The organism is Martinezella sp. CNPSo 3964 (assembly GCF_057784375.1).
On sequence record NZ_JBXSOW010000007.1, the window covers coordinates 108,673 to 130,731 of the forward strand.

The 22,059-nt window shown below is 59.7% G+C and carries 32 protein-coding genes; 13 read left to right on the plus strand and 19 right to left on the minus strand.

Annotated features, from left to right (window positions below):
• Nucleotides 1-32: 32 nt before the first annotated feature.
• From AC13Q5_RS21605 to AC13Q5_RS21645, 9 genes are all read right to left on the minus strand, one after another.
• Entirely contained in the window at nt 33-689 is a 657-nt protein-coding gene (locus tag AC13Q5_RS21605; RefSeq protein WP_488503103.1) for an HK97 family phage prohead protease, read from the minus strand.
• Nucleotides 690-705: 16 nt separating this feature from the next.
• On the minus strand, nt 706-1,926 hold the full coding sequence (locus AC13Q5_RS21610; RefSeq protein ID WP_488503104.1) for a phage portal protein: 1,221 nt from the start codon (nt 1,924-1,926) through the stop codon (nt 706-708).
• Nucleotides 1,923-3,554, minus strand: coding sequence for a terminase large subunit (locus tag AC13Q5_RS21615; protein ID WP_488503105.1), 1,632 nt, complete (start codon nt 3,552-3,554; stop codon nt 1,923-1,925). The genes AC13Q5_RS21610 and AC13Q5_RS21615 overlap by 4 nt, the downstream gene beginning before the upstream one ends.
• Nucleotides 3,555-3,616: 62 nt before the next feature.
• Nucleotides 3,617-4,072 (minus strand): hypothetical protein, encoded by a 456-nt coding sequence (locus AC13Q5_RS21620; protein ID WP_285174690.1) that lies wholly within the window; start codon nt 4,070-4,072, stop codon nt 3,617-3,619.
• An 83-nt stretch (nt 4,073-4,155) separates the two neighbouring features.
• Nucleotides 4,156-4,410, minus strand: coding sequence for a hypothetical protein (locus tag AC13Q5_RS21625; RefSeq protein WP_488503106.1), 255 nt, complete (start codon nt 4,408-4,410; stop codon nt 4,156-4,158).
• A gap of 1 nt (nt 4,411) precedes the next feature.
• Nucleotides 4,412-4,786 (minus strand): HNH endonuclease, encoded by a 375-nt coding sequence (locus AC13Q5_RS21630; protein ID WP_488503107.1) that lies wholly within the window; start codon nt 4,784-4,786, stop codon nt 4,412-4,414.
• A gap of 135 nt (nt 4,787-4,921) precedes the next feature.
• Nucleotides 4,922-5,725, minus strand: coding sequence for a hypothetical protein (locus AC13Q5_RS21635; protein WP_488503108.1), 804 nt, complete (start codon nt 5,723-5,725; stop codon nt 4,922-4,924).
• A 310-nt stretch (nt 5,726-6,035) separates the two neighbouring features.
• Entirely contained in the window at nt 6,036-7,841 is a 1,806-nt protein-coding gene (locus tag AC13Q5_RS21640; protein ID WP_488503109.1) for a DNA primase family protein, read from the minus strand.
• 1 nt (nt 7,842) lies between these two features.
• Nucleotides 7,843-9,108, minus strand: a complete 1,266-nt coding sequence (locus tag AC13Q5_RS21645) for a DUF7146 domain-containing protein (protein WP_488503110.1) — start codon at nt 9,106-9,108, stop codon at nt 7,843-7,845.
• A 56-nt stretch (nt 9,109-9,164) separates the two neighbouring features.
• Here AC13Q5_RS21645 and AC13Q5_RS21650 point away from each other — a divergent pair, with 56 nt between their 5' ends.
• Nucleotides 9,165-9,896 (plus strand): hypothetical protein, encoded by a 732-nt coding sequence (locus AC13Q5_RS21650; protein ID WP_488503111.1) that lies wholly within the window; start codon nt 9,165-9,167, stop codon nt 9,894-9,896.
• Here AC13Q5_RS21650 and AC13Q5_RS21655 read toward each other — a convergent pair.
• The 9 genes from AC13Q5_RS21655 to AC13Q5_RS21695 all read right to left on the minus strand — a co-directional run bounded on the left by AC13Q5_RS21655 (nt 9,851) and on the right by AC13Q5_RS21695 (nt 15,023).
• On the minus strand, nt 9,851-10,186 hold the full coding sequence (locus tag AC13Q5_RS21655) for a hypothetical protein (RefSeq protein WP_488503112.1): 336 nt from the start codon (nt 10,184-10,186) through the stop codon (nt 9,851-9,853). The genes AC13Q5_RS21650 and AC13Q5_RS21655 overlap by 46 nt on opposite strands.
• Entirely contained in the window at nt 10,186-10,581 is a 396-nt protein-coding gene (locus AC13Q5_RS21660) for a hypothetical protein (RefSeq protein WP_488503113.1), read from the minus strand. Before AC13Q5_RS21660 ends, AC13Q5_RS21655 begins: the two co-directional genes overlap by 1 nt.
• On the minus strand, nt 10,574-11,605 hold the full coding sequence (locus tag AC13Q5_RS21665; RefSeq protein ID WP_488503114.1) for a DNA-methyltransferase: 1,032 nt from the start codon (nt 11,603-11,605) through the stop codon (nt 10,574-10,576). The genes AC13Q5_RS21660 and AC13Q5_RS21665 overlap by 8 nt, the downstream gene beginning before the upstream one ends.
• Nucleotides 11,605-11,952, minus strand: coding sequence for a hypothetical protein (locus AC13Q5_RS21670; protein WP_488503115.1), 348 nt, complete (start codon nt 11,950-11,952; stop codon nt 11,605-11,607). Before AC13Q5_RS21670 ends, AC13Q5_RS21665 begins: the two co-directional genes overlap by 1 nt.
• A complete protein-coding gene (locus AC13Q5_RS21675) occupies nt 11,949-13,394 on the minus strand; it encodes a DEAD/DEAH box helicase (RefSeq protein WP_488503116.1) in 1,446 nt (481 codons plus the stop codon). Before AC13Q5_RS21675 ends, AC13Q5_RS21670 begins: the two co-directional genes overlap by 4 nt.
• Complete coding sequence (locus AC13Q5_RS21680) at nt 13,337-13,996, minus strand: GcrA family cell cycle regulator (protein ID WP_488503117.1); 660 nt, start codon at nt 13,994-13,996, stop codon at nt 13,337-13,339. Before AC13Q5_RS21680 ends, AC13Q5_RS21675 begins: the two co-directional genes overlap by 58 nt.
• Complete coding sequence (locus tag AC13Q5_RS21685; RefSeq protein WP_488503118.1) at nt 13,993-14,262, minus strand: hypothetical protein; 270 nt, start codon at nt 14,260-14,262, stop codon at nt 13,993-13,995. The genes AC13Q5_RS21680 and AC13Q5_RS21685 overlap by 4 nt, the downstream gene beginning before the upstream one ends.
• The gene (locus tag AC13Q5_RS21690; protein WP_488503119.1) at nt 14,259-14,729 is read right to left on the minus strand and encodes a phage regulatory CII family protein; all 471 of its coding nucleotides are present in this window, start codon (nt 14,727-14,729) and stop codon (nt 14,259-14,261) included. The genes AC13Q5_RS21685 and AC13Q5_RS21690 overlap by 4 nt, the downstream gene beginning before the upstream one ends.
• A gap of 87 nt (nt 14,730-14,816) precedes the next feature.
• On the minus strand, nt 14,817-15,023 hold the full coding sequence (locus AC13Q5_RS21695) for a helix-turn-helix domain-containing protein (RefSeq protein WP_488503120.1): 207 nt from the start codon (nt 15,021-15,023) through the stop codon (nt 14,817-14,819).
• 73 nt (nt 15,024-15,096) lie between these two features.
• On the opposite strand from AC13Q5_RS21695, the gene AC13Q5_RS21700 reads away from it, so the two are divergent.
• From AC13Q5_RS21700 to AC13Q5_RS21740, 9 genes are all read left to right on the plus strand, one after another.
• On the plus strand, nt 15,097-15,789 hold the full coding sequence (locus AC13Q5_RS21700) for a S24 family peptidase (protein ID WP_488503121.1): 693 nt from the start codon (nt 15,097-15,099) through the stop codon (nt 15,787-15,789).
• 116 nt (nt 15,790-15,905) lie between these two features.
• Complete coding sequence (locus AC13Q5_RS21705) at nt 15,906-16,139, plus strand: hypothetical protein (protein WP_488503122.1); 234 nt, start codon at nt 15,906-15,908, stop codon at nt 16,137-16,139.
• A 7-nt stretch (nt 16,140-16,146) separates the two neighbouring features.
• Nucleotides 16,147-16,386, plus strand: coding sequence for a hypothetical protein (locus tag AC13Q5_RS21710; RefSeq protein WP_488503123.1), 240 nt, complete (start codon nt 16,147-16,149; stop codon nt 16,384-16,386).
• On the plus strand, nt 16,383-17,054 hold the full coding sequence (locus AC13Q5_RS21715; protein WP_488503124.1) for a hypothetical protein: 672 nt from the start codon (nt 16,383-16,385) through the stop codon (nt 17,052-17,054). Before AC13Q5_RS21710 ends, AC13Q5_RS21715 begins: the two co-directional genes overlap by 4 nt.
• A gap of 1 nt (nt 17,055) precedes the next feature.
• Complete coding sequence (locus AC13Q5_RS21720) at nt 17,056-17,352, plus strand: hypothetical protein (RefSeq protein ID WP_488503125.1); 297 nt, start codon at nt 17,056-17,058, stop codon at nt 17,350-17,352.
• A complete protein-coding gene (locus tag AC13Q5_RS21725; RefSeq protein WP_488503126.1) occupies nt 17,352-17,858 on the plus strand; it encodes a single-stranded DNA-binding protein in 507 nt (168 codons plus the stop codon). The genes AC13Q5_RS21720 and AC13Q5_RS21725 overlap by 1 nt, the downstream gene beginning before the upstream one ends.
• An 8-nt stretch (nt 17,859-17,866) precedes the next feature.
• Complete coding sequence (locus AC13Q5_RS21730) at nt 17,867-18,238, plus strand: hypothetical protein (protein ID WP_488503127.1); 372 nt, start codon at nt 17,867-17,869, stop codon at nt 18,236-18,238.
• Nucleotides 18,225-19,364, plus strand: coding sequence for a DNA polymerase III subunit beta (gene dnaN / locus AC13Q5_RS21735; RefSeq protein WP_488503128.1), 1,140 nt, complete (start codon nt 18,225-18,227; stop codon nt 19,362-19,364). The genes AC13Q5_RS21730 and dnaN overlap by 14 nt, the downstream gene beginning before the upstream one ends.
• Before the next feature lie 99 nt (nt 19,365-19,463).
• On the plus strand, nt 19,464-20,069 hold the full coding sequence (locus tag AC13Q5_RS21740; RefSeq protein WP_488503129.1) for a hypothetical protein: 606 nt from the start codon (nt 19,464-19,466) through the stop codon (nt 20,067-20,069).
• A gap of 2 nt (nt 20,070-20,071) precedes the next feature.
• On the opposite strand, the gene AC13Q5_RS21745 is transcribed toward AC13Q5_RS21740, so the two are convergent.
• Nucleotides 20,072-20,320, minus strand: coding sequence for a DUF982 domain-containing protein (locus tag AC13Q5_RS21745; RefSeq protein ID WP_488503130.1), 249 nt, complete (start codon nt 20,318-20,320; stop codon nt 20,072-20,074).
• A 61-nt stretch (nt 20,321-20,381) separates the two neighbouring features.
• Between AC13Q5_RS21745 and AC13Q5_RS21750 the strand changes: the two genes are divergently transcribed.
• The 3 genes from AC13Q5_RS21750 to AC13Q5_RS21760 are packed head-to-tail and all read left to right on the plus strand — an operon-like array spanning nt 20,382 to nt 21,988.
• Entirely contained in the window at nt 20,382-20,750 is a 369-nt protein-coding gene (locus AC13Q5_RS21750; protein WP_488503131.1) for an HNH endonuclease signature motif containing protein, read from the plus strand.
• Between the two features lies 1 nt (nt 20,751).
• Nucleotides 20,752-20,958, plus strand: coding sequence for a hypothetical protein (locus AC13Q5_RS21755; RefSeq protein WP_285203978.1), 207 nt, complete (start codon nt 20,752-20,754; stop codon nt 20,956-20,958).
• Nucleotides 20,939-21,988, plus strand: a complete 1,050-nt coding sequence (locus AC13Q5_RS21760; RefSeq protein WP_488503132.1) for a tyrosine-type recombinase/integrase — start codon at nt 20,939-20,941, stop codon at nt 21,986-21,988. The genes AC13Q5_RS21755 and AC13Q5_RS21760 overlap by 20 nt, the downstream gene beginning before the upstream one ends.
• The last annotated feature ends 71 nt before the right edge of the window (nt 21,989-22,059 follow it).

Consider the following 22,059-nt stretch of genomic DNA (forward strand, 5'->3'; position numbering starts at 1 on the left):
TCTTCATTTTCATGGTAGTCTCCAATGTTGGATTAGCGCAGGAGAGCCTGCAGGAACGTGGTTGCATCGCTTACCGGCGCTTCGGGATCCCCCCGAAGATGCGGAGCGGCCTTGCTGGCAATGGCCGTGGCAAGGGCTTTCGAGAAACCACCTGCATCCCGCAGGAAGTCTTCGAACTCACGGACGGTCGGCATCTTGCCGGAGTCCAGAATGGTTTTGACTGAGGTAACACGAGCCTCGACATTCATTGGCATGGTGACGAGCGAAATCTCGCGAAGGTCGACGGTCTTGAGGCGACTGACACCGCGCCGCTTCTCATCCTCGACAATGCCGCCTGGAGGAATGCGATAGCCGATGGACATCCCGCCGATGGCTTTCGCCTTCAGCAAGCCATGGGCTCGCTTGGCGAGCGGATCGTGATCGACGAGCAACTGTCCCTTGACGTAAAGGCCTTTCGCGTCTTCGGAAATATCCTTCCAAAAACCGATAGGCTCCCGCTGGTCGTGCTGCCACAGCATTGGGATGGTGCGCTTGTCCGACTTCGCTTTCACGATGCTTTCGATGAAGGCGCCCGGCTCTACAACATCGCCGCCCTGGTCGACGTTCCCAAAGGTGGATGCATATCCCTCGAATTCACCAGCATCGCCGACACTCTTCGTATCGAGCACGAAATCATAATTGTGGGTCATGTCGCACTCCGCGAATTCAATTGTTCGAGCCATTGGGAAGCTTCCCGCCTTGGGTGATGGGAACATTCTGCATCTGCATGCGCGGGATATCGCCGCCCTCAACGGCCGGCATGTTCTCAAAGGCGCGAACCTCGTTGATCGTCATCGCGCCGATCTGCGTCATCGTTTGATAGAATGTCGCGCGCGCCGAGCTGTCGCCGCGCAGCAGTCCATCAAGGTTGAATTCGATCGTAATTCCTGCTGCGCGCTCCACTGGCGTCAGCAGCTGCTTTTCGAGCGCTTGCTCAATGCGCTTCAAGCGACGACGAAGAGTGAACTTCTGGAACCCCAGGACCTGTTCCGACAGGCCGGAGCCGAAGCTAGTCACCTTCTCCGTGTGACCGATCATGAACGGAGGGACACCGAAGAAGCGGCAAATCTCCTGAACCGAAAACGCGCGCGACTGTAGCATCTGCGCGTCTTCCGGCTTCATATCGATAACCTGAAGCTTCTGGCCTCCTTCGAGAACGAATGGCTTGCCGGCATTTACGGCGCCGACGAACTTCTCTTCGAGCTTGCCGTCGATGTCCTTCCGCTGTTGGTCAGTGAGCCACTTCTCGAACGTCAGCGTGACGCCTGGCCGCATCCCGTTAGCGAACATCTTTCCGGCCGTCTTGTCGATCGTCCTCGCGAGCCCGAAGGCATGACGGCCGAAATGCAGGGTCGACATGCCGCCGAGAGGATCGCCTCCGAAGCCGCGAATATGGAGAACGCCACGATCCGACTCGACGTAAGACTTTCCGTTATCAGTCCATGAGTACTGAATAGATCCATCCGACAGGCGCCGCACGTTCATGCAGCCAGGATTGATAGGGACAAGACCGATGATCGCCGTAGTAGACCGCAGGATCTGGGCGTAGGCGTTGCCACGAAGCTCAATCGAGGCAGCAACGAAGTCCCAGAAATCGACGGCTGTCTGGTCGTAGTTCGGGCTATCGTGGAGGATCCGATAGAGCGGGTGGTCCTTCGCGACGATCCGGTTTCCCGACCCATCGAGGCGGTAGACCATGAGCGGCAATGACGAAATCGTGCCGGAGATCAGGTTCACACATGCCCATACCGACGATATCGTCATGACGTTGGCATCGTTCACGCTCTCGCCCGCATCGCTCGCGGAGCCGGTTCGCGACCCTCCGTTTGGACTGCGCAGCGAAAGGGTGCGCACAACGGCATTCGCCATCTTCTGCAGAATGTTCACGCTGCCCCCGCGAATTGCTTGAAGTAGTCCGCCTCGCCAGCACCGGAGGCCTCCGGGTTAAGCTCCATGAGCTTGCCGGCGTTTAGCATCGCCATGAAAGGATCGATCTTCGCCCAGGCCTCTTTCTTATCGACGAGGACCAGGGTCGGACGATGCTCAAGTTTCACATTGCTCACGCACCAAGCCATGAGGTCAGAACCAGAGTGTTTGAACGTCCCGTCCATCAGTTTGCGCTCGATACCGAAGACGGCGGAGCTAAGCCGGCCACCTTGGGGAACGGAGCGAACCTGCGGATCGACGATCTCCCGCACTGCCAGTTCCTCAACGAGGGCGGTAATGCCCCACGCATCGACGCCGACACCGCCATCCTCTGGCAAGAGACCGGCGTCGCGAACGCGAGCTATTATGGCTGCGGCCTCTTCTGCATCCTGCGTGGGTCGCTCGCAAATGACGAGATCACCACCCTCGCGGGCGAAGCCGTTCAGCAGTTCGGCAATATTCTTGCGAGCCTTCAAAACCGAAGGATGGCACCATGCTCTTATCCAGAGCAACCATTGCCGCGTCACCTTGTGTCGGCCGATCAGCGCGAGGCCCCAAAGATCATCAAGGCCACCGGCATCACCGCCCGCAACGATCACATCGCAATTTTCGATGAGATATTCGAGGGTGATTGCCTTATCGGCCGCCGCCTCCCAATAATCGACGCCGCCCCAACGGTCGCCATGCATAGCCATCCCGATTTGAACATTGAGATGCTGCGATGCCCAACGCCGACGCTCTTCCTCGCCCTTCTCCGATGCTTCCTTCCACTCCTCCATTAACCGGGCGATGGTGATCGACAGGTTGAGGTTCGGGAGAACCATCGGCCAATTTGCCGGGTCGCTCCAAGGCTGATCCGGATGGCGCTGCATTGCCTCTGGGAACTCATAGAGGACCGGAAGCGTGCGAGCGTCTGTTATCTTGCCATCGCGAACATTGCGGGCATATTCGAGTTCGACCTTGAACGGCCCGGACGGCGGCTCGTCGCTCTGGGTCGTGATGATGATCAGGAACGATTCCGGGTTCGGAATGAGACCGCCGCTGATCTGCCCCAGGACACGCGAGGCGTACGAATAAGCCGACATGACGTGCAGCTCATCGAGCAGAACGCCGACCGGTTTAACGCCAGTCATCACCTTCATATCGAAGGTCTTGATCTTCAGTTTCGCCTTAGTGAGGCGATCCTTGATCGTCTTCTGGTGCTCGATGCATTGGAAGCGCTTGGACAGATATTCATCCGCCTCGATCATACCGGACGCCTGCTGGAATGCCGTATCGGCAACATCCTGCGTCGGCCCGACCAGAAGAAATTCGGCACGCGGTCGGCGGTTCATGAGGAGCGCCGTCACCATGATGCCGGCGCCGCCGGTCGTCTTCGAATTCTTCTTTGGCACGAGGCCAAAGACCTTGCGGACGTGGCGCTCGCCGTCTTCATCGATCGAACCGAAGACAGCCCGAACGATATCGCGGAACCAGTCGCCTGCACCTTCCTCCATGGTCGGCTGACCGTGAACGTCGGGAAGGCGTAGCTTGTTGAAGATCTTGACCGCCCTGTCACCCTCTTCCGTGTCTAGGGGAAGTGCAGGCACAAGCGAGCGGCCAGACTTCAGGCGCTCAATCCAATCAGGGCAAGAGAACTGCCATTCCGCCTTTATTGAAGAAGCGTACCCCATTCCGTTCCCTCATGCGCGGTCTGCGCTTCGCGGTTGGCGGTCTCCTTCTTGCCGAGACGCTCCTGTTTCTCTGCCTTCGGGGCAATCGGCACGGCGGGCTTACCCTGCTTGTCGATGATGTCGAAGACGCGAGAAATGGCGACAGAATTGCCGGACTTCATTTTCTTCAACGTCACTTCCAGCGCCATGCCCTCGATGATATCGAGACCTTGTTCCAGCTCTCGGGAAAAATTCTTGCGCAAAGTCTTCTCGTCGCAGCCGATGTAGTTGGCGATCCGCGATTGCGTCCAACCTGCAGCGCGCAATAGAGAGACAAGCTCTTGATTTTCCTTGTTTTTTCCGAACGATGGCCGGCCGCGACGATCCTTGATAGGCAAGATCGGGTCGCCGAACATGTCGCGTTCTTGGACCAGCTCGGATTTTTCGTCTGACACGGGAAAAAACTCTCCGAATGGATGGGGCGCGGGTCTAGGCCGGAAGGCCTCGTGGACTTTCGACCGCCCCCCCCCCGGTCGGGTCAGGCCTCGACCGGTGCCTCGCCGACCTCGACCATGACCGGCGGGTGTGCGGTCCCGAGGAGGCGGAGGTGCACCGATGCGCCAGCGTTGAGGCGGGCAAGCTCGTCCGGTGTTGGCTGCCATGCGGTGACCATGCAGGGTGTGCCTTCCCCACCAACGGTGCAGCTGATGGCTTCATCTCTGATCGGCAAACCGAGATAGCCTTGGCTCTTGCCGATGATGCGGGTCGCGCCTTCGATCATTGCAATCTGCATGTCACCAACTCCGAAACGATTGACGTTCCTGCTTCTGCTTCAGGCTGTCGTGGCAGGGCTTACAGAGACAATGCAGATTGTTCTCATCCCAGAACAACACCTCGTCGCCATGGTGCGGTATCTTGTGGTCTGCCACGAGCTGCGAGGTATTAGCCTCGATGCGACCGCATCCCTTCATCTGGCATGTGAACAGATCACGGACCAGCACGGACATGCGCAGCTTCTGCCAACGAGCCGTCTTGTACCAGGCGCGCCACGACTGCGTGCGGTCACGCTGGCGATGACGCTCGGCCTCCGCTTCCTGCCTGTTTGACGGCGCGGCAATGCGTGAGCCAAGCGCCTGAAGACGCGGCTTGATAGAAGATAGCCTTGCCATGAACCTCGACCGATTGCGGCCCCAGAAATGCGAAACCCGCCGGGCTTTCGCCTAGCGGGTTTCATCTAACCTTTTACAGTGTGCGTAAGATGCACCAAACATGTGCCGCGTGTCAATGGGCCATTCTACTTATTATTAGACAGCAATATCAATGGCTTGCTCCATTGCATCGCGCTTTCGCGATGGTGCCCATGGATGGCGGTTTGGGGTGAATGGCAGCAAGTCATGCTGACCAAGGGCGCCCGAAAGCGATTCATGTAGCGCCTCAAGAGCCGATTGCCAAAGCTGCCATTCCAAGCGCGAAATCACCGCTGATCTGATCGGATCTGCAAGGCGGTACTTACGATAGGCGCCTCGCATGGGGCGCTGGCGCTTTGCGTTAAAGCCATTGTCCTCATATTCGATGGAGCCGCCGAACGCATCCTTGGCATAGCGCTTGATAAACCAAGCATCCTTGCCACCATTCTTCACGGTGACGACCTTCGGCTGTTCCGCTGTCCAGTCCGGCCCGCGCTTCAGAATGGCGGCGCTGGTTACGAGCGTGACGACGTGACGGCCGTTCATCCTGCCACCGCGCTCATAGACCTGCTCTGCCGCGATCCTGTCGACTTCGGCGCGAATGATCCCGTGCGGATCATCCCATTCCGGAAACGGCCACCAGCCGCTCATGATCTCATACCCATTGCGATCAGCTAGGGCGCGCACCGCGTTGCCAACGATCAGCGCGTCAGGGTGCGGCTCGTCCATATTGGCGAATTCGGCGACCACGCCAAAGCCGTTCGGGCTCTTGTCGATATTGGTACCGAGCGTGATGACATCAAACATCATCTGCCAAGCAGAAGGCGCTCCACCGCCGAACATCGGTCCAGCGTCCACCTTCGGTAGCTCTTCAACAAATGCCCAGGTCAAAAGGGCTTCAATTGTCATCATCTTCTTCATTTTCACCCTTTCAGACAGTTCTGACAGTTTACTGACAGTTCAACAGATAGTTTTATTATTGTATTTCATACACTTAGACAGTTTCGGATAGTTTTGGTCGCGCTTAGAGGATTTGCATCCTCCTCACCTCCTCACCACCATTATGCGTATAGGCGAGCAAAACTGTCAGAACTGTCAGGCTCGCATTGATTTTGCTGCGTTTTCTTCATTGAAACTGTCAATCAAACTGCCCGGTAAACTGTCAGTATCGTCGGCATTTCGGGCAGTCTCTGCAGATATTCGACCCTGTAATGAGGGGTTGCGGGGAGCGTTACGGCAGGTCATCGGGCCATGGCTCCTGTGGATCGAAGCGGCCTTCCGGCGGCTCTGGCTCGCGCGGTTTCGGCTGCGAACGCAGGCGGATGCCCTTGTATTGCACCGTGCCGCTCGATCGGTCCTTATTGAATTTCTTCGCCATGGCTCTCCCGAAGGCAGTCACGTTCATCGGCCTGCCGCCCTGGTCGACGGTATCGTCGCAATAGGCCGCGTACAGATCCTTTCCGGGCAGCGGCGGCGCCTTGTCATCCTTGATGATACATCGCGCCACAAAGCCCGCGGTGCGGTCCATATCATCGCGATATTCCTGCGTCGCTCGCTCGACGGCTTCGGGGATCACAAGCCCCTCTCTGAGGAACATGTGCACGCCATCGATCAGCCAGTTCAGGATGCCGGGATATTCGACCTCGAAGGATGAGACGATCTCCTCGAATTCTCGCCTGTCTTCCTTGGCGATCTTGATCGGCCAATGCACCACAGCCATGCGCCGCCATATGCCGTCGTCAGTGCCGGTAATGCGGGGATAGCCATTGCCGCTCATCATGGCGATGAACAGCGGCTGGAAATCCATGTATCCGGCAAAGAGATCGCGCGCCGTGATGGTCTCGCCGCCGGTCAGTTCCTTGACGAGGTTTTCGCGCAGATCCTCGCCCTCCGGCAGCTCCTTCACGCGCAAGAGCCGGCGCCCGTAAAGCCGCGCCATGTCCGGGCTCGCGCTTCCGGATGATCCTCCCTCGCCGATCAGGCTCGTCGATGGCAGCGTCACGGACACCTCGCCAAGCAGCCTGCAGAGCGTTTCCATGTAGACGGATTTGCCGTTGGCGCCGTCGCCATAATGGAAGAAGAGGTATTGCACGGTGATCCCGAGCATGCCGAGGCCGGAGCTGATCTGAACCAGCTTGCGAACTTCGGGATCGGGTAGCTTGCCATTGAGAAAGGTCGTCCATTTCGGGCAAGTCGCCTTCGGATCGTATTTGACCGGGACGATGTGGGTGATGAAGTCCTGCCGCCGATGTCCCTCGATCACTTCGAGCGACGAGTCGGTGCAGGCATCCACATATTCGGGCGCGTCCGGCGTCTCTTCAAGGCTGCGATAGCGGGGATTGCGCTGCCGCTCCATCTTCCTGTGGAATTTCAGGGTCACATTGCGCACCGCCACCATCATCTTGTCGGAATTGAACTCGTCGGCCGATCTCATGATGTGCGGAGCCAGGCAGGCGAGTGCAGCGCTCATCTTGGCTGCGTTCTTCGATGTGACGGCGTGATCGAGCCGGCGCTTCACGCGCTTGCCGTGCGCCTCCTTGGCCTTCTCCGCCGCCAGGATTAGGTTACGCTCGCCTGCAGAGCGATCCTCCTCTTTCTTCTGATAGGCTTCAGCCGCACGGTCGATCATGTACTGCTCGAACTCGTTCGGCCGGATGTATTCTGTCTCCTGCGCGATCCTGCCGCCAAGACGCTGCGCGATGGCTGATGCCTTCGGACCGCCGTTGGCCGCATCCCAATGCGACCCTGTCCAGACGGCGAAAAGCGGCTGCTTTGCCTTCTCCTGTGCGATGACGACCAGATCGTCGCCGAAGTGCAGCTTCATGCGAATGCCGTTGTCAGTGTCGGAATGATCGAGCCCGGCGCAATATTCAACGATCGCGTCGTCGGCATCATGATCGGCAGCAACGGCAGCTGGCGGTTCGGCCTCGATCTGCGAGGGGGTTTCGGGGAATTCGGGCGCGCGCTGCTCGGCCGCCGCCTCCATCATGCGAATGACGGCTTCCGGCCGGCTATCCTGTTTCTTCGTTTTTGCCACGCTATGCCCCGATCAAATGCGATGTCATGAGTTTGGAAAAGTCAGATCCCTCTGGCGGCCACCATGTCTCGATGGCGCGTCCGTCCCGCGAAAAGCGCTCTTCGGCGCGCGCCATGGCGGAAGCCGTAAAAACCGGCTCGCTGTCGCCATCGGCGAGCAACACGAGCTGCGCCACATGGTCGGGGATCTGCAAAGCCTCGTCCGGCGCCATGTCCGGCTTCGGAAGCGGTCCCGGCACGCGCTGACGGATGGTGCGGCCATTCGTGCTCTGCTTGGTGATGGTCGGATGCGCGAAGGATGATTTCGGATCGGCCGGCCCCGCCAGGTTGCCGAGATCGCCGGCCGCGAAATAGAAGGTATCCTCGCGAAAGCCTTCGGCGCCGGCAATGGCAAGCCCATTCTCGATCCCCTCACCGCCAACCCATCGCGCCGCGACAATCAGGCCGAAGAGCGGAATGAACGATCCCCTTTTCGTGCCGCGCATTTTCTTCGCGGGCAATGGGTTGCCTTCCTCGTCCACGCCGAGATCCGCACGGAATTTCGGTGCGCGGCTGATGTCGATCCATGTCTGGTGACAGCCGGTGATCCGCATATCGAGATTGACGAATGGCGCGATCATCGCCGGCCCGGTATAGCGCGCGATCTCGAAGCCGCGGTCATCCTTGCCGTGCCAGTAGGTGCTGTTGGGCAGCAGCCGCAGATTGGCGAACACGCCCTCGTGCATCTGAAAGCCGGTGCGGCGGTAAAGATATTGCCGCAACAGATCCGATGTCAGGATCTCAGGCGCCTTCAGATAAATGCCGCGCGCCCGCTCGATCTCGCGCTGGCGAAACCAATCCTGATCCTTGTTCGCCTTCTCGGCTTTCTCCGCATTGATGCGCTTACGCTCGGCGATCCGATCGAGCCGCGCCTGCCGATCCGCCTCGCTCTCACGCTCGGCCTCCTCCGGAACCGATTGGCCGAGTGCATCGGCGCATGCCGCAAGAAAGCCTTCACGCGTCGAGGTATCGTGATGGTTGGCGAGCGCCATGAGGCTTATGCCATCGCGTCCCTTCCCGCCACATTGGCGGCAATTGAAGGCGCCGGCCGTGGGACTGATCGAGAAGCGATCCTTGCCGCCGCAATAGGGACACGGGCCAGCGTGATTTCTGGTCACCTTGTCGGCGGCGATGATGCCAAGTGACAGCGCAGCCTCGATGACGGTGATCGTGCGCGCCTCTTCGATGAAGCGGGTAATGGCACCGCTCATATCAGCATCCACATTCACGCAAGCCTCCCCTGGTACCGACTGTCAAAAGTCGCGATATTCGATGGAGGATGTTCGTGCTTGAGTGGTGGATGAAGAACTGTGTGGCGGTGATTGCCATCGCGCTGCCGGCGACGGTTGTTCTGCTTTGGCTTAGTCCGGCTATTCACGCCACCACGCTTTGCAGCGCTGGCGACCCGTGCATCAGAGAGTGGGTATCCGCCCTCAGTGGATGGGTAGCCCTCCTGATTGCCATCCCGACGCTCATTTCCCTGCGCAGGCAGGTGAAAGAGGCGTCCCGGCAGGCCGATGAAGCGGCCAAGGCCAATATCAACAGCGCCCGAATTCAGCTGCGCCGGAACTACACACTTGCAAAACGGGTTGAGAGTATCGCTGGCTTTATATTGATGAATTCGATCTCCCTTGAAAACGATGTAAAGAAAGGAACCAACTCGCCGACAATAAATCCGAGTGAAAGCAATGTTTCTTTCCGGATCGACCTGCTCATAGATTTGTTGGAGCAAGGCGGTTTCGATCAGTTCGAGCGCGAGATCGAGTTTCCGACGCCGTACACGGCAGAGTTTATCCGTCGCCGCGCCGCGTACTTGAAGGATATCCTTAAGCCGCTCGGCGACGTCGCCCTCAATATGAGGTTGCGCGCCGAAATTCTGGACTTTGCCGAATGGTGTAGGTCGTATGCCGGCTTCTGCGACACAGCGGCTAAGAGCTTTATTGAGGAGGCTGATGAAATGAGAGGCACCGCTCATGCCCTAGCCTCCCGCAACGGCACGTCTGGAAACGCGATGTAATTCGGCCGGTCGTCATCGCCCATCGGTCGCACGCGGCCGAGCCGCTGCAGCGTGTCGAGCGCCTGATCGAGCGCGAAGCCTTCCGGCGTCGCGGCCCAGCTCTGGCGGTTGATACAGATAAATGGCGTGCCTGGCACGACGCCGCGCAGCTCGATCGCCTTCGTCACGTTGCGGAAGTTGTCGATCTGGCCCGGCGTCAGCCCCCATTCCTTGGCGGCATGCCAGCATTCGTATAGGGTCGGCGCGATGATCAGCAGCACGCGCGGGCTGCGCTTCGGAGCGGTCAGCATCAGGTCCACCTCTGCGATTGCACAAGGTTGCGGATTTCCGGTTTCGGGGTGATCGTTTGCGGGATATCCGGAATTTTTTCTGGAATATCCTCAGCTGCAGAAATACGCCTGCGGGATATCCACGCTTCCAGCTTCTGCCAGTCATCGTCGGCAAGCCCGATGATGCCGTCCATCAGCCGGCGCTCCCGCCATGCCAGTTCCGCCTCCGACATGCGCTTGCGGCTGGAAAACCAGACGGCGATGCACTTCGCGCCGTTCGGGATATTCAGGATATCCTGCGGATCGCTGATGACCCGCACCCAGGACGGCGCATTGGTCGTCGCGCATTGCAGCGTGCGCGCCAGCGCCTCGTCTGGGCATTCTGTGACGAGATAGAGACGGATGACTTCAAGCATCTTCCGCCTCCATCTCTTCCGCCTCATCTTCGAAGAGGCGATTCTCCGGCGGCTTGTCGAGCTCGGCGAGATTGCGGACGGACTGGCGGAAATAGGATGGTTTCAGCTCGAAGCCGATGCCCTTGCGGCCCATATCGACGGAGCAATAGACTTCCGAGCCGATGCCAAGGAATGGCGTCAGAACCGTCTCACCCGGCGCCGACCAAAGCTCAAGGCAGCGCTCGATCACGTCGAGCTGTAGCGGCGAAATATGCTGTTCGTCCTGATGGTCGCGAGCGCCGCGATATTGTAGCGTGCGCGTCTGGCGGATATCCGTCCATACCGGCGAAGCATAGCGCTGCCAGACGCGAACGGAACGCCACATATCGAGCGGCCAAGGCTTGTATTCCTCGATCGCCGCCCGCCTCACATAATCGGCATAGCCATCCTGGCTGATATCCAGCCCGCCGACGCTCTCATCGGCTTCGCCGATGAAGCGGTCAAACATGCCCTCGATCGGCGTCAGGTTGATGCCCGGCTTGCGGAAGGTGACGATGTAGTCGGCAAGTCCCATGCCGGAAAGGCTGCTATCCTTGACGATCTGCTTGTGCAGGAGCCGCAGGCTCTTCGTGCGCTGCTGCGCGACGACAGGATCCTTCCAGATGCAGACTTCGGAGTGGAAGATCCAGCCCGCCGCCTGGTAAGCTCGCACGATCTCGCCGCGAAAGTCGCGCATTCCGATGAAGCCATCGCGGTTCTTGCTGGTCGGCAGCTGCATGCAGTGAACTGAATGCAGACGTCCCGCCTTCGTCACGCGCAGCAGCTCGGAGATCAGGAAGCCGTAATGCTCCCAAAACTCCGCGCCCTCATTGTTCGAGATATCGCGGTCGTAATTCGAGAACTTGTAGAGGCCCTCGAAGGGCGGCGAGTGGATTCCGAAATCGACGCTCGCCTCGGGCAGGCCCTTGATGAGATCGCAGCAATCGCCCTGATAGATGGCGTAGCGATCATTGACGATCTGGTCGACGGTCTTGGCGCGCTTCATTACTGGCCCCCGTAAACGAGGTTGTACGCCACTCGAAGGTCAGAAAACTTAAATGACGACAATAAGAGATCGTGGTCATAAAGCCCGATGTAGAACTCTTGCGTCGGCCCAGCGCCGCAGAATTCGAAGCCTTTGAACTGGTCAGCGAATGGGATCAGAGCGGCCCTCACCCCCATCAGCGGAGTTTGTTCCGGATCAACTTTCACATCTAGTTTCCGCTCGATCGCCTTAATCACCGCATCGCGCTGCCAACGTGACAGCGATCTTGCACCCTTAACGCCAACGAATGCGCCCGGATCGAAGATCGCGTCGCCGATCACATCCTTCACTTCCATGCTCAGATTCATGCGGCCATCTCCTTGAGCCATGTCGGGATCGTCATGCGCTGCGTCGGCGCATAGGTGGGCTTGTCGCGAACAAGGCCGCGAACTTGCGTGGCGGAAAGATCGGCCATGTGGCGCACCATCGCCGCCGCCATGCGATCGGCGTCGGCTTCCTTGCGGCGGAAGTTGGCAACAACGGCGCCCTCGCGTTCATCCGCCACGAAGTGCGCATTGACAGGCAGAAGCTGGCCGAACCGCCAGAAGCGGCGGATGGCCTGGTAGATCTGCTCGAAGCTGTCCGTCAGGCCGACGAAACCGGTATCAGCGCAATGCTGCCAGTTCATGCCGAAGCCGGCGATCGATGGCTTGGTGATCAGCACGCGGATGCGGCCGAGCGTGAAATCCGTCAGCTTGCGCACCTTCACCATGTCGCTATCCGAGCCGGCGAGATTGACTGCGCCCGGAATGGCATAAGCCAGTTGCTCGGCCTCAGAATTCAGATTGCACCACCAAACGAAAGGCCGATCAGTCGGCGTCAGCGATGCCGCCTTGGCGACGCGAACGCCGACACTGTCACGCCGCGCCGCCAGCCGTTCCGAGAGCGTGCGCGCCTCCATCGGAAACAGCGTGCCGGTTTCGAAGCTCGGCTTGAACTCGGCCGCAACCGTATGATGATGGTAGCGCAGCTCCGGCAGGTCATAGCCATCGTCGGAATAGCCGAGATCGGAAGGTTTGCGCAGCATGACGGCCCACGAGGCCATCCACTTCCAGAAATCGTCTTCGGCGTGTCCCTTGAGGCGCCACGCCTTGGTATCGCCGCCGTCATGTACGAAGAAGGTGGCGAGCATGTCGGTGTAGGACATCACCCCGAGGAATTCGGCATGATTGCCAAGCTCCATGAAATCGTTTGGGGCCGGCGTCGCCGTGGCGGCGAGGCGGAACGGCAGCTTGGCGCATTCCTGAATGAGCCGCGTGCGATAGTGCCCGTCAACATTCTTCAGGATCGAGCTTTCGTCGAGCGCCACGCCGCCGAAGGCGGAAAGATCGAAGCGATCGAGCTTCTGATAGTTGCTGATGTCGATCGCGCCACCCGATCGAGCATCGACGACCTGCGCGCTGATGCCCCACTTTTCCGCTTCGCTACCATGCTGGATCGAGACGGCGAGCGGCGCCAACAGCAGCACCGGCTTACCGGTATATTCCGACACGCGATGCGACCAGACCAGCTCCATCAGCGTCTTGCCGAGACCGGTCCCGGCGAAGATCGCCGCGCGGCCGCGTCGCAACGCCCAGCCGGTAATGTCGCGCTGGTGTGGCATGAAGAATTCGGGAAGCTCAAAGGTGCCCTCGATGCCCGTTGCCGGATCTAGGATGCGCTTGCGCTCAAGGAAGCGTTCGTAAGCGCCCATCAGCCGACCCTCGCGCAAGAAATCATGGCATGGTGAGCGCAATACGGGCTCGTCCATCCCGTTTCCGGCGAGCCCCGACGCTGACGACCGCAGCAGGGCATATCAGGGCCGTCGTCATCCTCGAAATTCGTAAGCGGCCACGAGCATTGCCGGCTGGAAAGCGAGGAAAATGGCGTAACCGTCTTCGGATCGACCGCCTGCCCGGCGTGCTGGTATCTGCGGCCGCCATCGCCGGCACCGCTTCCCCTTGCCCTCAGCCCGAGAGATGCAAGTCGCGCGCTCGTCTGACGTTGCGGCTGATGATCATGCGATCTGGGCGCCGACCGCTCTCGCAACGGGAACATGTGAGAATGAGAGCGGCGCGCCATGATGACGCGGTCGCGCTTGATGCCCATGATGTTTGCAATCTCGCGGTCGCTTCGACCCTGCTGCCAAAGCATGCTGGCTGTACTCAGATCCTCTCGGGACCATGGTCGCGATGATTGCTTGAAGTCTCCGCCAACTTGGCGGGAAGGAAAAAGGTCACGCTTGCGGTGCGCAATGCCGATGACAGCGTTTCTCTGACAACCCAGCTTCGCGGCGATCTTCGCCGCGCTCATCCGGGTTTCTTTCCACATCTTGGAGGCCGCCAAGATCCGTTCATCGGTCCAGAAGCTCATTGGCGCGCCCTCCCGACATTCCGCTCGGCAATCGCGCGACGTCGCTGCTCGCGCTCGAAACGGCTGGTTCCCATCGGATCGCGCCAGCAGATTGGCCCTTCGATATCGAAACGTGCCTCGATGTCGTCGATGTCCTGAGAGATCGTCGAGGCGACGGCATTCGGATGGACCGCGGGCTCGATGGCAGCCGCGTGCGCCACGATGACTTCGGCGCGCGGATAGTCCGGATCGATGACGGCACGGAAGCCAGGTTTGACGGCCGTCATGCGCGCACCCTCAGTCTTCCAAGCACGTCCTGGAATGCGGAAATGGCCTCGTCGATCTCGCGCGTGATGACACGTTCCTCGGCGCCATCGATCTGATCGTCATTGGAGAGGGCTTCGGTAATCGCCTTGACGACATCGGCCGCCTCGTTGGCGATGCGCAGCGCATCCTTCACCGTGACGGGCTTGAGCGAGATATTGGTAACCGCACCGCCATTGGGCACGAGCTTGTAGCCCAGCATCTCGGCCATGGCACCGACAATGATCGGGGAATTGGCTTCGAGATCCGCCTCGACGGCAACGTCGATCGGCATGAAGCTCTTCTCTTCCGACTGGCTGCCGTATTTCGAGAGCTGACCGCCATTGACGCGCGTCATGTGCTGAAAGCTCTCGCCGCCGCCCGCCATATCGACGGCGCGGCGGGTCGAGGCCTTGAGCGTCAGCGCCTGTCTGTCTGAAATTGAACGCAAGTCATCCTCCCCGAGAGTCAAGGAAATATTTTCGGAAATTCTTTCGGTGCAGCGCGGCGAGCGCGCGGGTACGGTCAGCCCATCAGATCAAGGGGGACCGCATGAATTCTCATTTGGCGTTTGCAGCTCGATATCTTTCTCCAGTAGGGCGAGCAGGCGCGAAACGGGACCGTTCATCGGGCCGCCGTTTTCCATCCGCGATACGCTCGAACGATCAACGCCGAGATAATCGGCAAGCTGATCCTGCGTCCAAGCCAACCGCACCCTGAGAGTTCGAATGTCTAGCTTAGTCATGCAGCGTAGTGTGCATAACGCACGTTTCTGTGTCAAGTCGAAACGCACACCGATTTCGTGCAATTTGCACACTATGGAATTTGACGACAGACCAGAAGCCGCAAAAAGGCTTGAACGTGCGCGGAAGGCCAGGGGCTTTGCAACCGCGAAGGAAGCGGCCGTGTTCTTTAGCTGGAACTACGACACGTATGCTCAACATGAAAACGGCACGCGCGGTCTTTCACGCGCGGCTGAAACCTACGCCAAAGCCTTTCGTGTCAGCGCCGCATGGCTCTTGACCGGCGAAGGCCGGGGTCCTGGCGCGGAGAATGATGCGCCTGCGGGTTTGCGACGAATAAAAGTGGCGGCCCATATCCAAGCGGGTTATTGGGCGGAGACCTGGGAGTGGGAAGAAGACGCACAATACCCGGTCTACATCCCAGACGATCCTGAATATCGCCCTTATCGCCTCTATGGCGCCGAGACACGCGGGCCTTCCATGAACAAGCGTTATCCTGAAAAGACGGTTCTCGTCTTCACGGATGTTCAGGAAACGCAGGAGCAGCCAATTGCCGGCAAGCGATATATCGTTGAGCGTCGGCGGGCGAGCGGAGAAGCCGAGCATACCGTCAAACTTCTGCACGTCGACGAGGAAGGAAAATATTGGCTCCTTCCCGAATCTGATGATCCGCGCTTTCAGGCCGCGATATCCATTGATGATGGAATAGATGACGGCGATACGGTCTCTATCATTGGCCGGGTATGCTATGCGGTTTCAAAGGAGTAGCAAAACGCACATCGGCCAGTACCATCGCCATTGATGTGCGTTTCGCACTTTTCTGATTGACACTTCTGTGTGCGTAATGCACATTTGCCTGCATTCTACATTACGAGGATGCAGCGATGATCCGTTTCCAGACAATCGAACCCAAAGCAGCGCCGAAAATCGCGCCGCAGCCGCGCCCCACGCGGACGATCATTGATCGCCTTGCCGACGCGATCTGCGAAATTGCCGGCGAACAGCGGCCGGTCACCACGCAGGCGCTGCTGGATCGTGGCTTCGCCGAGCCGGTGATCAAGCGCTATGCCGATCAGGCACGCGCCGCAGCGCGCCGACGCTTCCTCAAGCACATCTGAGGGCGCCATGCAGCAAAACGCCTTCACCCCCATGATAGACAGCGACACTCTTGACCGCTATCGGCGCCTTCAGCGTGAACTGGCGGAGATGGATCCATCCGCCTATCCCGCGCGGCGCTCCTGCGTCGAAGCTCAAATCGATCATCTTCGCGAAATGCAGATCTGGCACATGCGCTTGATCGAGCTGACACTCGCGAGCGTCCTTTTCTTCTGCCTTGGCTTCGCCGTCGCCGTGAGGTGCCTATGACGGCAGCCGCGCGCGTTTCGCTCCCCCGCCTCGCCGACAAGCAGGTCTGGTCTTTCAACAATGACGGCACGGTCATGGATCTGGCCGCGCCAGATCAGGCTAGCGTCTGCTTTATCGAGATGGGCAACACCCTCTCGGGTGTCCGCCGCTTCAACGGGCGCGGCATTTCCGATGCGCAGCATCTGGTCATGGGCGCGCAGGCGATCATCAACGAAGGCGGATCGTCGCTTCTTGCGGCCCTCTACATCCTCCATGACGGGCACGAATGGGCGCTTGGCGACATCACCCGCCCTATGGAACAGCTTCTCTCGTTGACGCTGCCATCCCTCGCCATCCGCGAGGCAATCCGCCGCGCCAAGGAGGGCTGGGATGATGCCATCTATGGCGCTGCCGGCCTGCCGCTACCGGCCGCATGGACGGCGGCGCAGAAGAAGATGGTGAAGGCGATGGACGATCGCATGTGCGCGGCCGAAGCCATCGCCATCTTCGGCCCGCGTGCCGCCAGCCAGTTTCCAAAATTCGTTGTTCCGAAGACGACCGGCGCCATTCGCCCATGGGGCGCGGCCAAGGCTGAGGAGGAATTCCGAAAAATGCTCACCCGCCTGATCGGCGAGGAGCGGATCGTCAGCCAGGCGGCCCTTGCCGCCGCAGCAAGGGAGCTTCGATAACATGCTCAAGGCCATTGCCGATGTCATGCTGGAACGCCAGCGACAGATCGATGTCGAGGGCTTCACGCCGGAACACGATGACCAGCGCCAGCCGTGCGATTTGGCCCTCGCAGCCTCAGCCTACGCAATCAATACGGTCTACCCGATGGACAATCCGTCTTGGTGGTGGCCGTGGAAGCGCCAGTGGTGGAAGCCGAAGGATGAGCGCCGCGATCTTGTGCGCGCCGCAGCTCTTCTCGTCGCCCGTATCGAGCAGATCGACCGGGAAGACGCAGCCAAAGCGGCGAGGCCCGAATAATGGCGGGATATCTCAACAAGGTCACGCTGATCGGCAATCTCGGCGCCGATCCGGAAATCCGCCGCACGCAGGATGGCCGGCCCATCGCGAACCTCAATCTCGCCACGGCCGAACAGTGGCGCGACAAGAATACCGGCGAGCGCAAAGAGCGCACCGAATGGCACCGCATCGTTATCTTCAACGAGCAGCTTGCCAAGATCGCCGAGCAGTACCTTGAGAAGGGCGCCAAGATCTACATCGAGGGCCAGCTCGCCACGCGTAAATGGCAGGACCAGAGCGGGCAGGACCGATGGAGCACGGAAATCGTGCTGCAGGGCTTCGACGCCAAGCTGATCATGCTGAACAAGAAAGACGGCTCGGGCTATCGCCCGGGCGGCAATGGCGCCGGCGACTTTGGCTATGACAGCAACCGCGCTGCCGGCTCTTCCTCATCCACATCCAACCGATCATCGCAGACGAGCGGCGGCAATTTCAGCCGCGACCTCAACGATGACATTCCGTTCTGAGGCCCGTCATGCCGGTCATTACACTGAACGCGGAATTCTCATTCGATATTGCAGACGTCGACGATGACACTCTTGGGAGAGAGGTCCGGCGCCGGGACGAACTTTGGGCGAAAATCGAGAGCGCCATCCTCGAAGACAAAACCGTCAGCATCGACGATTTCAGCAGCCAAGATCTCATTGCTGCGCTGCAAGAGCGGAGCGTGGAAACGCCACGGCATTGGGATGTCGATCTCTACAGAATGATCGCCGAAGGCCGCAACGCTGACGCCCTGGATCTTCTTTACAGAAACTCGACGGAAGGGCTTGCCCCCCCGTCGACCGAAACCGGTATCGCCGATCTTCTCGCCGGCAGGAAGGCATCCTCCAATGTTCGTGACTGAAAAACCGGCGCTTGCCGAAGCGCTCGCCGTCGTGCGCGATGTCGTCAAGTCGAAGAACAAGTTCCCGATCCTCGATAACGTGCTGATTGAGCGCGATGGCGAGCAGCTGACGGCGCTATCCAGCAACCTGACGCTGGAGATCCGCACGCGCTTCGCCGCCACGATCGGCGAGGAGTTCATTCCCTTTACCTGCCCTGCCCATATCTTTGCGGATATCGTCCGCAACGCGCCGGAGGATCGGATCGCCGTCAACGCGATCGAGCAGGCCGGTGTCATGGCGCAGATCCAGATCAAGTCCGGCCGCTCCCGCCTCAAGCTGCCGGTCCTGCCCGCGTCTGATTTTCCCAAGCTCGACGCGGGCAACCTTTCGCATGAGCTAAGCCTGAATGCCTCGACCCTGCAGAAGGCGCTGCGCGCCGTCGAATATGCCGCCGAGACCAATCAGGCGAAGTTCTATCTCTGCGGCGTCCGCTTCGAGCCAGGCGACGATGGCGTCTCGTTGGTGACCACCAACGGCGTACGCCTGGAAAAGCGGCTAATACCGGCGACGATGTTCGATCAGGACGATTTTGCGGGCATGAAGTCCGTCACCATTCCCAGCGAATCCGTCGACAAGATCATCAAGCTCCTCGAAGGGGCCGACGAGGCGGTCGTTCAATGGTCGCACGATCGCATGCGTGTGACGGCCGGCGAGACGACGCTGACGACGAAGCTGATCGACGGCGAGTATCCCGCTTGGCGCCGCATCGAACCGGCTCCGGATAGCCTCATCTCCCGCTTCAGCGGCAGGGCCTTGAGCGACGCCATCCAGCGGCTACTGACCGTCACGCCTGATGCCGGCAATGGCGTCGCCTTCAGTTTCAAGGAAGACCTGCTGGCGCTCCGCTCGCGCGACATCAACGTCGGCGAAGGCGAGGATGAAATCCCGGTCGAGACCAACGGCGAAATCCAGACCGGCTTCCACGGCCGCCACCTGCGCGAAGCCATCGCACACTACGACGGCGACAATTTCGAAATGCTGATCGGCGTCGGCGCCGCGCCGACCCTGCTCCGCATCGCCGGACAAGAGAGCGGCTACACGATCCTGATGCCGATGCAGGTCAAAGGCGCCTTGGGCCATGGATGACCCTTGGACCACCGTCCAGCTCAGCGCCTTCACCTTCGCAGCGCTCGCGATCCTCTTCGTCCTCATGCTCATTGTGGTTAGAAACTGGAGAAGCCGGAAATGAACATCACCCTTGCCGACCTTCGCACGGCCAATCTAGCGAGACAGGAAGAATGGTGCCCAGATCAGAAGCCGGATCTGTCGTTTCGAGGCAATGAGCTTGCCGGCGAGATCGGAGAGACCATCGAGGCTGCGGTTCAGGTCCTCGTCCTCAGCACTCTTGCTGGTCGAGCCTCGAACCTCATTAAGAAGCTGGAGCGTGAGCGCCACGGCTGGATTGGCTCGCGCGTCACAACAGCCGACCTCGCCGAAGAACTTGGCGATATCGTCATCTGCTGCGACTTGGTGGCGATCACGGCCGGCATTAGCCTGCAGGAGGCCGTCGTCGCCAAATTCAACGCGACCAGCGAGAAGAATGCGCTGACGGTGCAGCTATCGCCACAGCCGGTGAGCGTTAAGATGCTGGAGTGGAAGCAGCGAGACGAATACTACCAAAGTGCATTAGACGATTTTCAGGGTCTTTATGTAGCAAGTGAGGCCGGGTGGAGGCATACCAGTTTTGGTTCATGGCATGAGGCAATCGGCCTCGATGAAGCCAAAGCCGCCGCCCAAGCCGATTACGAATCCCGCATCCGCTCCGCCCTCACAGTCGAGACGGGGCGATGAGACTACTCGTCGAACACATAGATCCCGCTCTCGTTCAAGGCGTCCAGAAACGCCTTTCGCGCCGCGACGGGCTTGGCCTTCCCTTCAAGCGCACCGAGGAGTACCGACTGCGCTCGGGCGAATGCCTTTCCTCGAATGCTGGACGGCCATTCCTGCAGCATGAATTCTGCCGCTCGCTCCGGATTCATAATCACGAGTCGCTGGCCGATTTTGCTTGTCTCGACGATCACCGACTTTCCCCAACCAGACATGTTGATGTCCTCCCGCTCATCAACGTTGCTAATCGGCGGATGTTCCTCGCGGGGAGACGCCATGAGCCGGCGTGACAGGATCCGCGCCCGCATCATGGAGCGCGTCTATATCGATCCGGTCACCGGCTGCTGGATCTGGACAGGCGGAACATCCGGATCGAACGGTCGCGGCAAGGACTACCCGCGCATGTCGCTCAACGGCCGCACCGTCGCCGTCCACATCGTCATGTGGACGAACGAGCACGGCTACATCCCAGGCAATCGTGAGCTTGACCACGCCTGCCGCAATCGCCTCTGCGTGCGGCCAGATGACGGTCACCTCGAACTAGTCAGCCATAGCCTCAACATCAAGCGCCAGTGGAAGGCGCGCAAGGAAGCGTCGATGCTCGGCCACAATGGCGGGCCGCCGCTCGTCTGCGAGGAGATCTGAGATGGCACGGCGCGCCGCAATCCGATCGAGCGATATCAAGACGACCGTTTCCGCACTGAAGGAAGCCGGTCTCACCCCTCTCGCACTCGACACCTTGCCGAATGGTGGTATGCGGTGGCATTTTACAGCTCCGCAGGGAACCGGCGAGGATGACCTCGATCGGGAATTGAGAGAGTTCGAAGAACGACATGGTGCAGGTCGAGCTTAAAGGCATCCACACGGTCAAGGTTAAGGGCCGCGTCTACTACTACGCATGGCGCGGCGGGCCGGCCTTGCGTGGCGCGCCGGGAACACATGAATTCATGGCGTCCTATAACGAGGCCATCGCAGATCGGCAGGCGCCGGATGAAGGCAAGTTCCGCTCGATCATCACTCACTACAAAACGCATGAGTTTCCGAAGCTCGCCGCATCGACCAGGCGCGTCTGGACGCCATGGCTTGACAAGATCAGCAAGTATTTCGGCGATCTCCGGATCGCGCAGTTCGACAGGCCGGAGAAGATCCGCCCCGTTATTCGCCGCTGGCGCAGCCAGTATGCCGAGACACCGCGCACCGCGGATCTCGGCCTGCAGGTGCTTTCGCGGATCCTCTCGCATGCCGTCGACCCGATGGGAAAGATCGCATCGAACCCTTGCGATGGTATCAAGCATCTTTATTCCAGCACGCGCGCCGAAATCATCTGGACCGATGACGACATCAAGCAGCTGAAGACCGAAGCTTCGGCAGAAGTTGGCTTCGCCGTTGACCTGGCGGCGCATACCGGCCTGCGTGTCGGCGATCTCGTGCGCCTTTCATGGTCGCATATCGGGCCTGACGCGATCGTCATTTCGACCGGAAAGAGCAAACACCGCAAGGAAGCGGTTATTCCCCGCTACGATGCCCTGAACGAGCTGCTGGCCCGCATCCCGAAGCGATCACCCGTCATCCTCACCAACAGCCGCAAGAAGCCCTGGACGCAGGACGGCCTCGCCAGCTCCTTCTGGACGGCGAAGGTCGAGGCAAAAATGCAGGAGCGCGATCTCCACTTCCATGACCTGCGCGGCACGGCTGCCACCAAGTTCTATATAGCCGGCCTCTCTATCCGCATGATCGCCGAGATCATGGGATGGGAAGAAGATCAGGTGGAGAAGATTATCAAACGCTACGTCAGCCGCGGCGCCGCCACGCGCGAGGCCATCCGTCAGCTGAATGAAGCCCGCCAGCGCAAGCAGGACGAATCGAAAAAGAACGAGGGATGAACAGGTTGCTGTAAAACAGCCCGTAAAACCACGGTTTGTTCTCGCTATCGGAACGTAGACTAAGCCATTGA

What these genes read in the sequence shown, in the direction of transcription:
- AC13Q5_RS21605 (WP_488503103.1), bottom strand. Translation starts at nt 689, where the DNA reads ATGACCCACAATTATGATTTCGTGCTCGATACGAAGAGTGTCGGCGAT.
- AC13Q5_RS21625 (WP_488503106.1), bottom strand. Translation starts at nt 4,410, where the DNA reads ATGCAGATTGCAATGATCGAAGGCGCGACCCGCATCATCGGCAAGAGC.
- AC13Q5_RS21630 (WP_488503107.1), bottom strand. Translation starts at nt 4,786, where the DNA reads ATGGCAAGGCTATCTTCTATCAAGCCGCGTCTTCAGGCGCTTGGCTCA.
- AC13Q5_RS21635 (WP_488503108.1), bottom strand. Translation starts at nt 5,725, where the DNA reads ATGAAGAAGATGATGACAATTGAAGCCCTTTTGACCTGGGCATTTGTT.
- AC13Q5_RS21655 (WP_488503112.1), bottom strand. Translation starts at nt 10,186, where the DNA reads ATGCTGACCGCTCCGAAGCGCAGCCCGCGCGTGCTGCTGATCATCGCG.
- AC13Q5_RS21660 (WP_488503113.1), bottom strand. Translation starts at nt 10,581, where the DNA reads ATGCTTGAAGTCATCCGTCTCTATCTCGTCACAGAATGCCCAGACGAG.
- AC13Q5_RS21665 (WP_488503114.1), bottom strand. Translation starts at nt 11,605, where the DNA reads ATGAAGCGCGCCAAGACCGTCGACCAGATCGTCAATGATCGCTACGCC.
- AC13Q5_RS21670 (WP_488503115.1), bottom strand. Translation starts at nt 11,952, where the DNA reads ATGAATCTGAGCATGGAAGTGAAGGATGTGATCGGCGACGCGATCTTC.
- AC13Q5_RS21675 (WP_488503116.1), bottom strand. Translation starts at nt 13,394, where the DNA reads ATGGACGAGCCCGTATTGCGCTCACCATGCCATGATTTCTTGCGCGAG.
- AC13Q5_RS21680 (WP_488503117.1), bottom strand. Translation starts at nt 13,996, where the DNA reads ATGAGCTTCTGGACCGATGAACGGATCTTGGCGGCCTCCAAGATGTGG.
- AC13Q5_RS21685 (WP_488503118.1), bottom strand. Translation starts at nt 14,262, where the DNA reads ATGACGGCCGTCAAACCTGGCTTCCGTGCCGTCATCGATCCGGACTAT.
- AC13Q5_RS21695 (WP_488503120.1), bottom strand. Translation starts at nt 15,023, where the DNA reads ATGACTAAGCTAGACATTCGAACTCTCAGGGTGCGGTTGGCTTGGACG.
- AC13Q5_RS21700 (WP_488503121.1), top strand. Translation starts at nt 15,097, where the DNA reads ATGGAATTTGACGACAGACCAGAAGCCGCAAAAAGGCTTGAACGTGCG.
- AC13Q5_RS21705 (WP_488503122.1), top strand. Translation starts at nt 15,906, where the DNA reads ATGATCCGTTTCCAGACAATCGAACCCAAAGCAGCGCCGAAAATCGCG.
- AC13Q5_RS21710 (WP_488503123.1), top strand. Translation starts at nt 16,147, where the DNA reads ATGCAGCAAAACGCCTTCACCCCCATGATAGACAGCGACACTCTTGAC.
- AC13Q5_RS21715 (WP_488503124.1), top strand. Translation starts at nt 16,383, where the DNA reads ATGACGGCAGCCGCGCGCGTTTCGCTCCCCCGCCTCGCCGACAAGCAG.
- AC13Q5_RS21720 (WP_488503125.1), top strand. Translation starts at nt 17,056, where the DNA reads ATGCTCAAGGCCATTGCCGATGTCATGCTGGAACGCCAGCGACAGATC.
- AC13Q5_RS21725 (WP_488503126.1), top strand. Translation starts at nt 17,352, where the DNA reads ATGGCGGGATATCTCAACAAGGTCACGCTGATCGGCAATCTCGGCGCC.
- AC13Q5_RS21730 (WP_488503127.1), top strand. Translation starts at nt 17,867, where the DNA reads ATGCCGGTCATTACACTGAACGCGGAATTCTCATTCGATATTGCAGAC.
- dnaN (WP_488503128.1), top strand. Translation starts at nt 18,225, where the DNA reads ATGTTCGTGACTGAAAAACCGGCGCTTGCCGAAGCGCTCGCCGTCGTG.
- AC13Q5_RS21740 (WP_488503129.1), top strand. Translation starts at nt 19,464, where the DNA reads ATGAACATCACCCTTGCCGACCTTCGCACGGCCAATCTAGCGAGACAG.
- AC13Q5_RS21745 (WP_488503130.1), bottom strand. Translation starts at nt 20,320, where the DNA reads ATGTCTGGTTGGGGAAAGTCGGTGATCGTCGAGACAAGCAAAATCGGC.
- AC13Q5_RS21750 (WP_488503131.1), top strand. Translation starts at nt 20,382, where the DNA reads ATGAGCCGGCGTGACAGGATCCGCGCCCGCATCATGGAGCGCGTCTAT.
- AC13Q5_RS21755 (WP_285203978.1), top strand. Translation starts at nt 20,752, where the DNA reads ATGGCACGGCGCGCCGCAATCCGATCGAGCGATATCAAGACGACCGTT.
- AC13Q5_RS21760 (WP_488503132.1), top strand. Translation starts at nt 20,939, where the DNA reads ATGGTGCAGGTCGAGCTTAAAGGCATCCACACGGTCAAGGTTAAGGGC.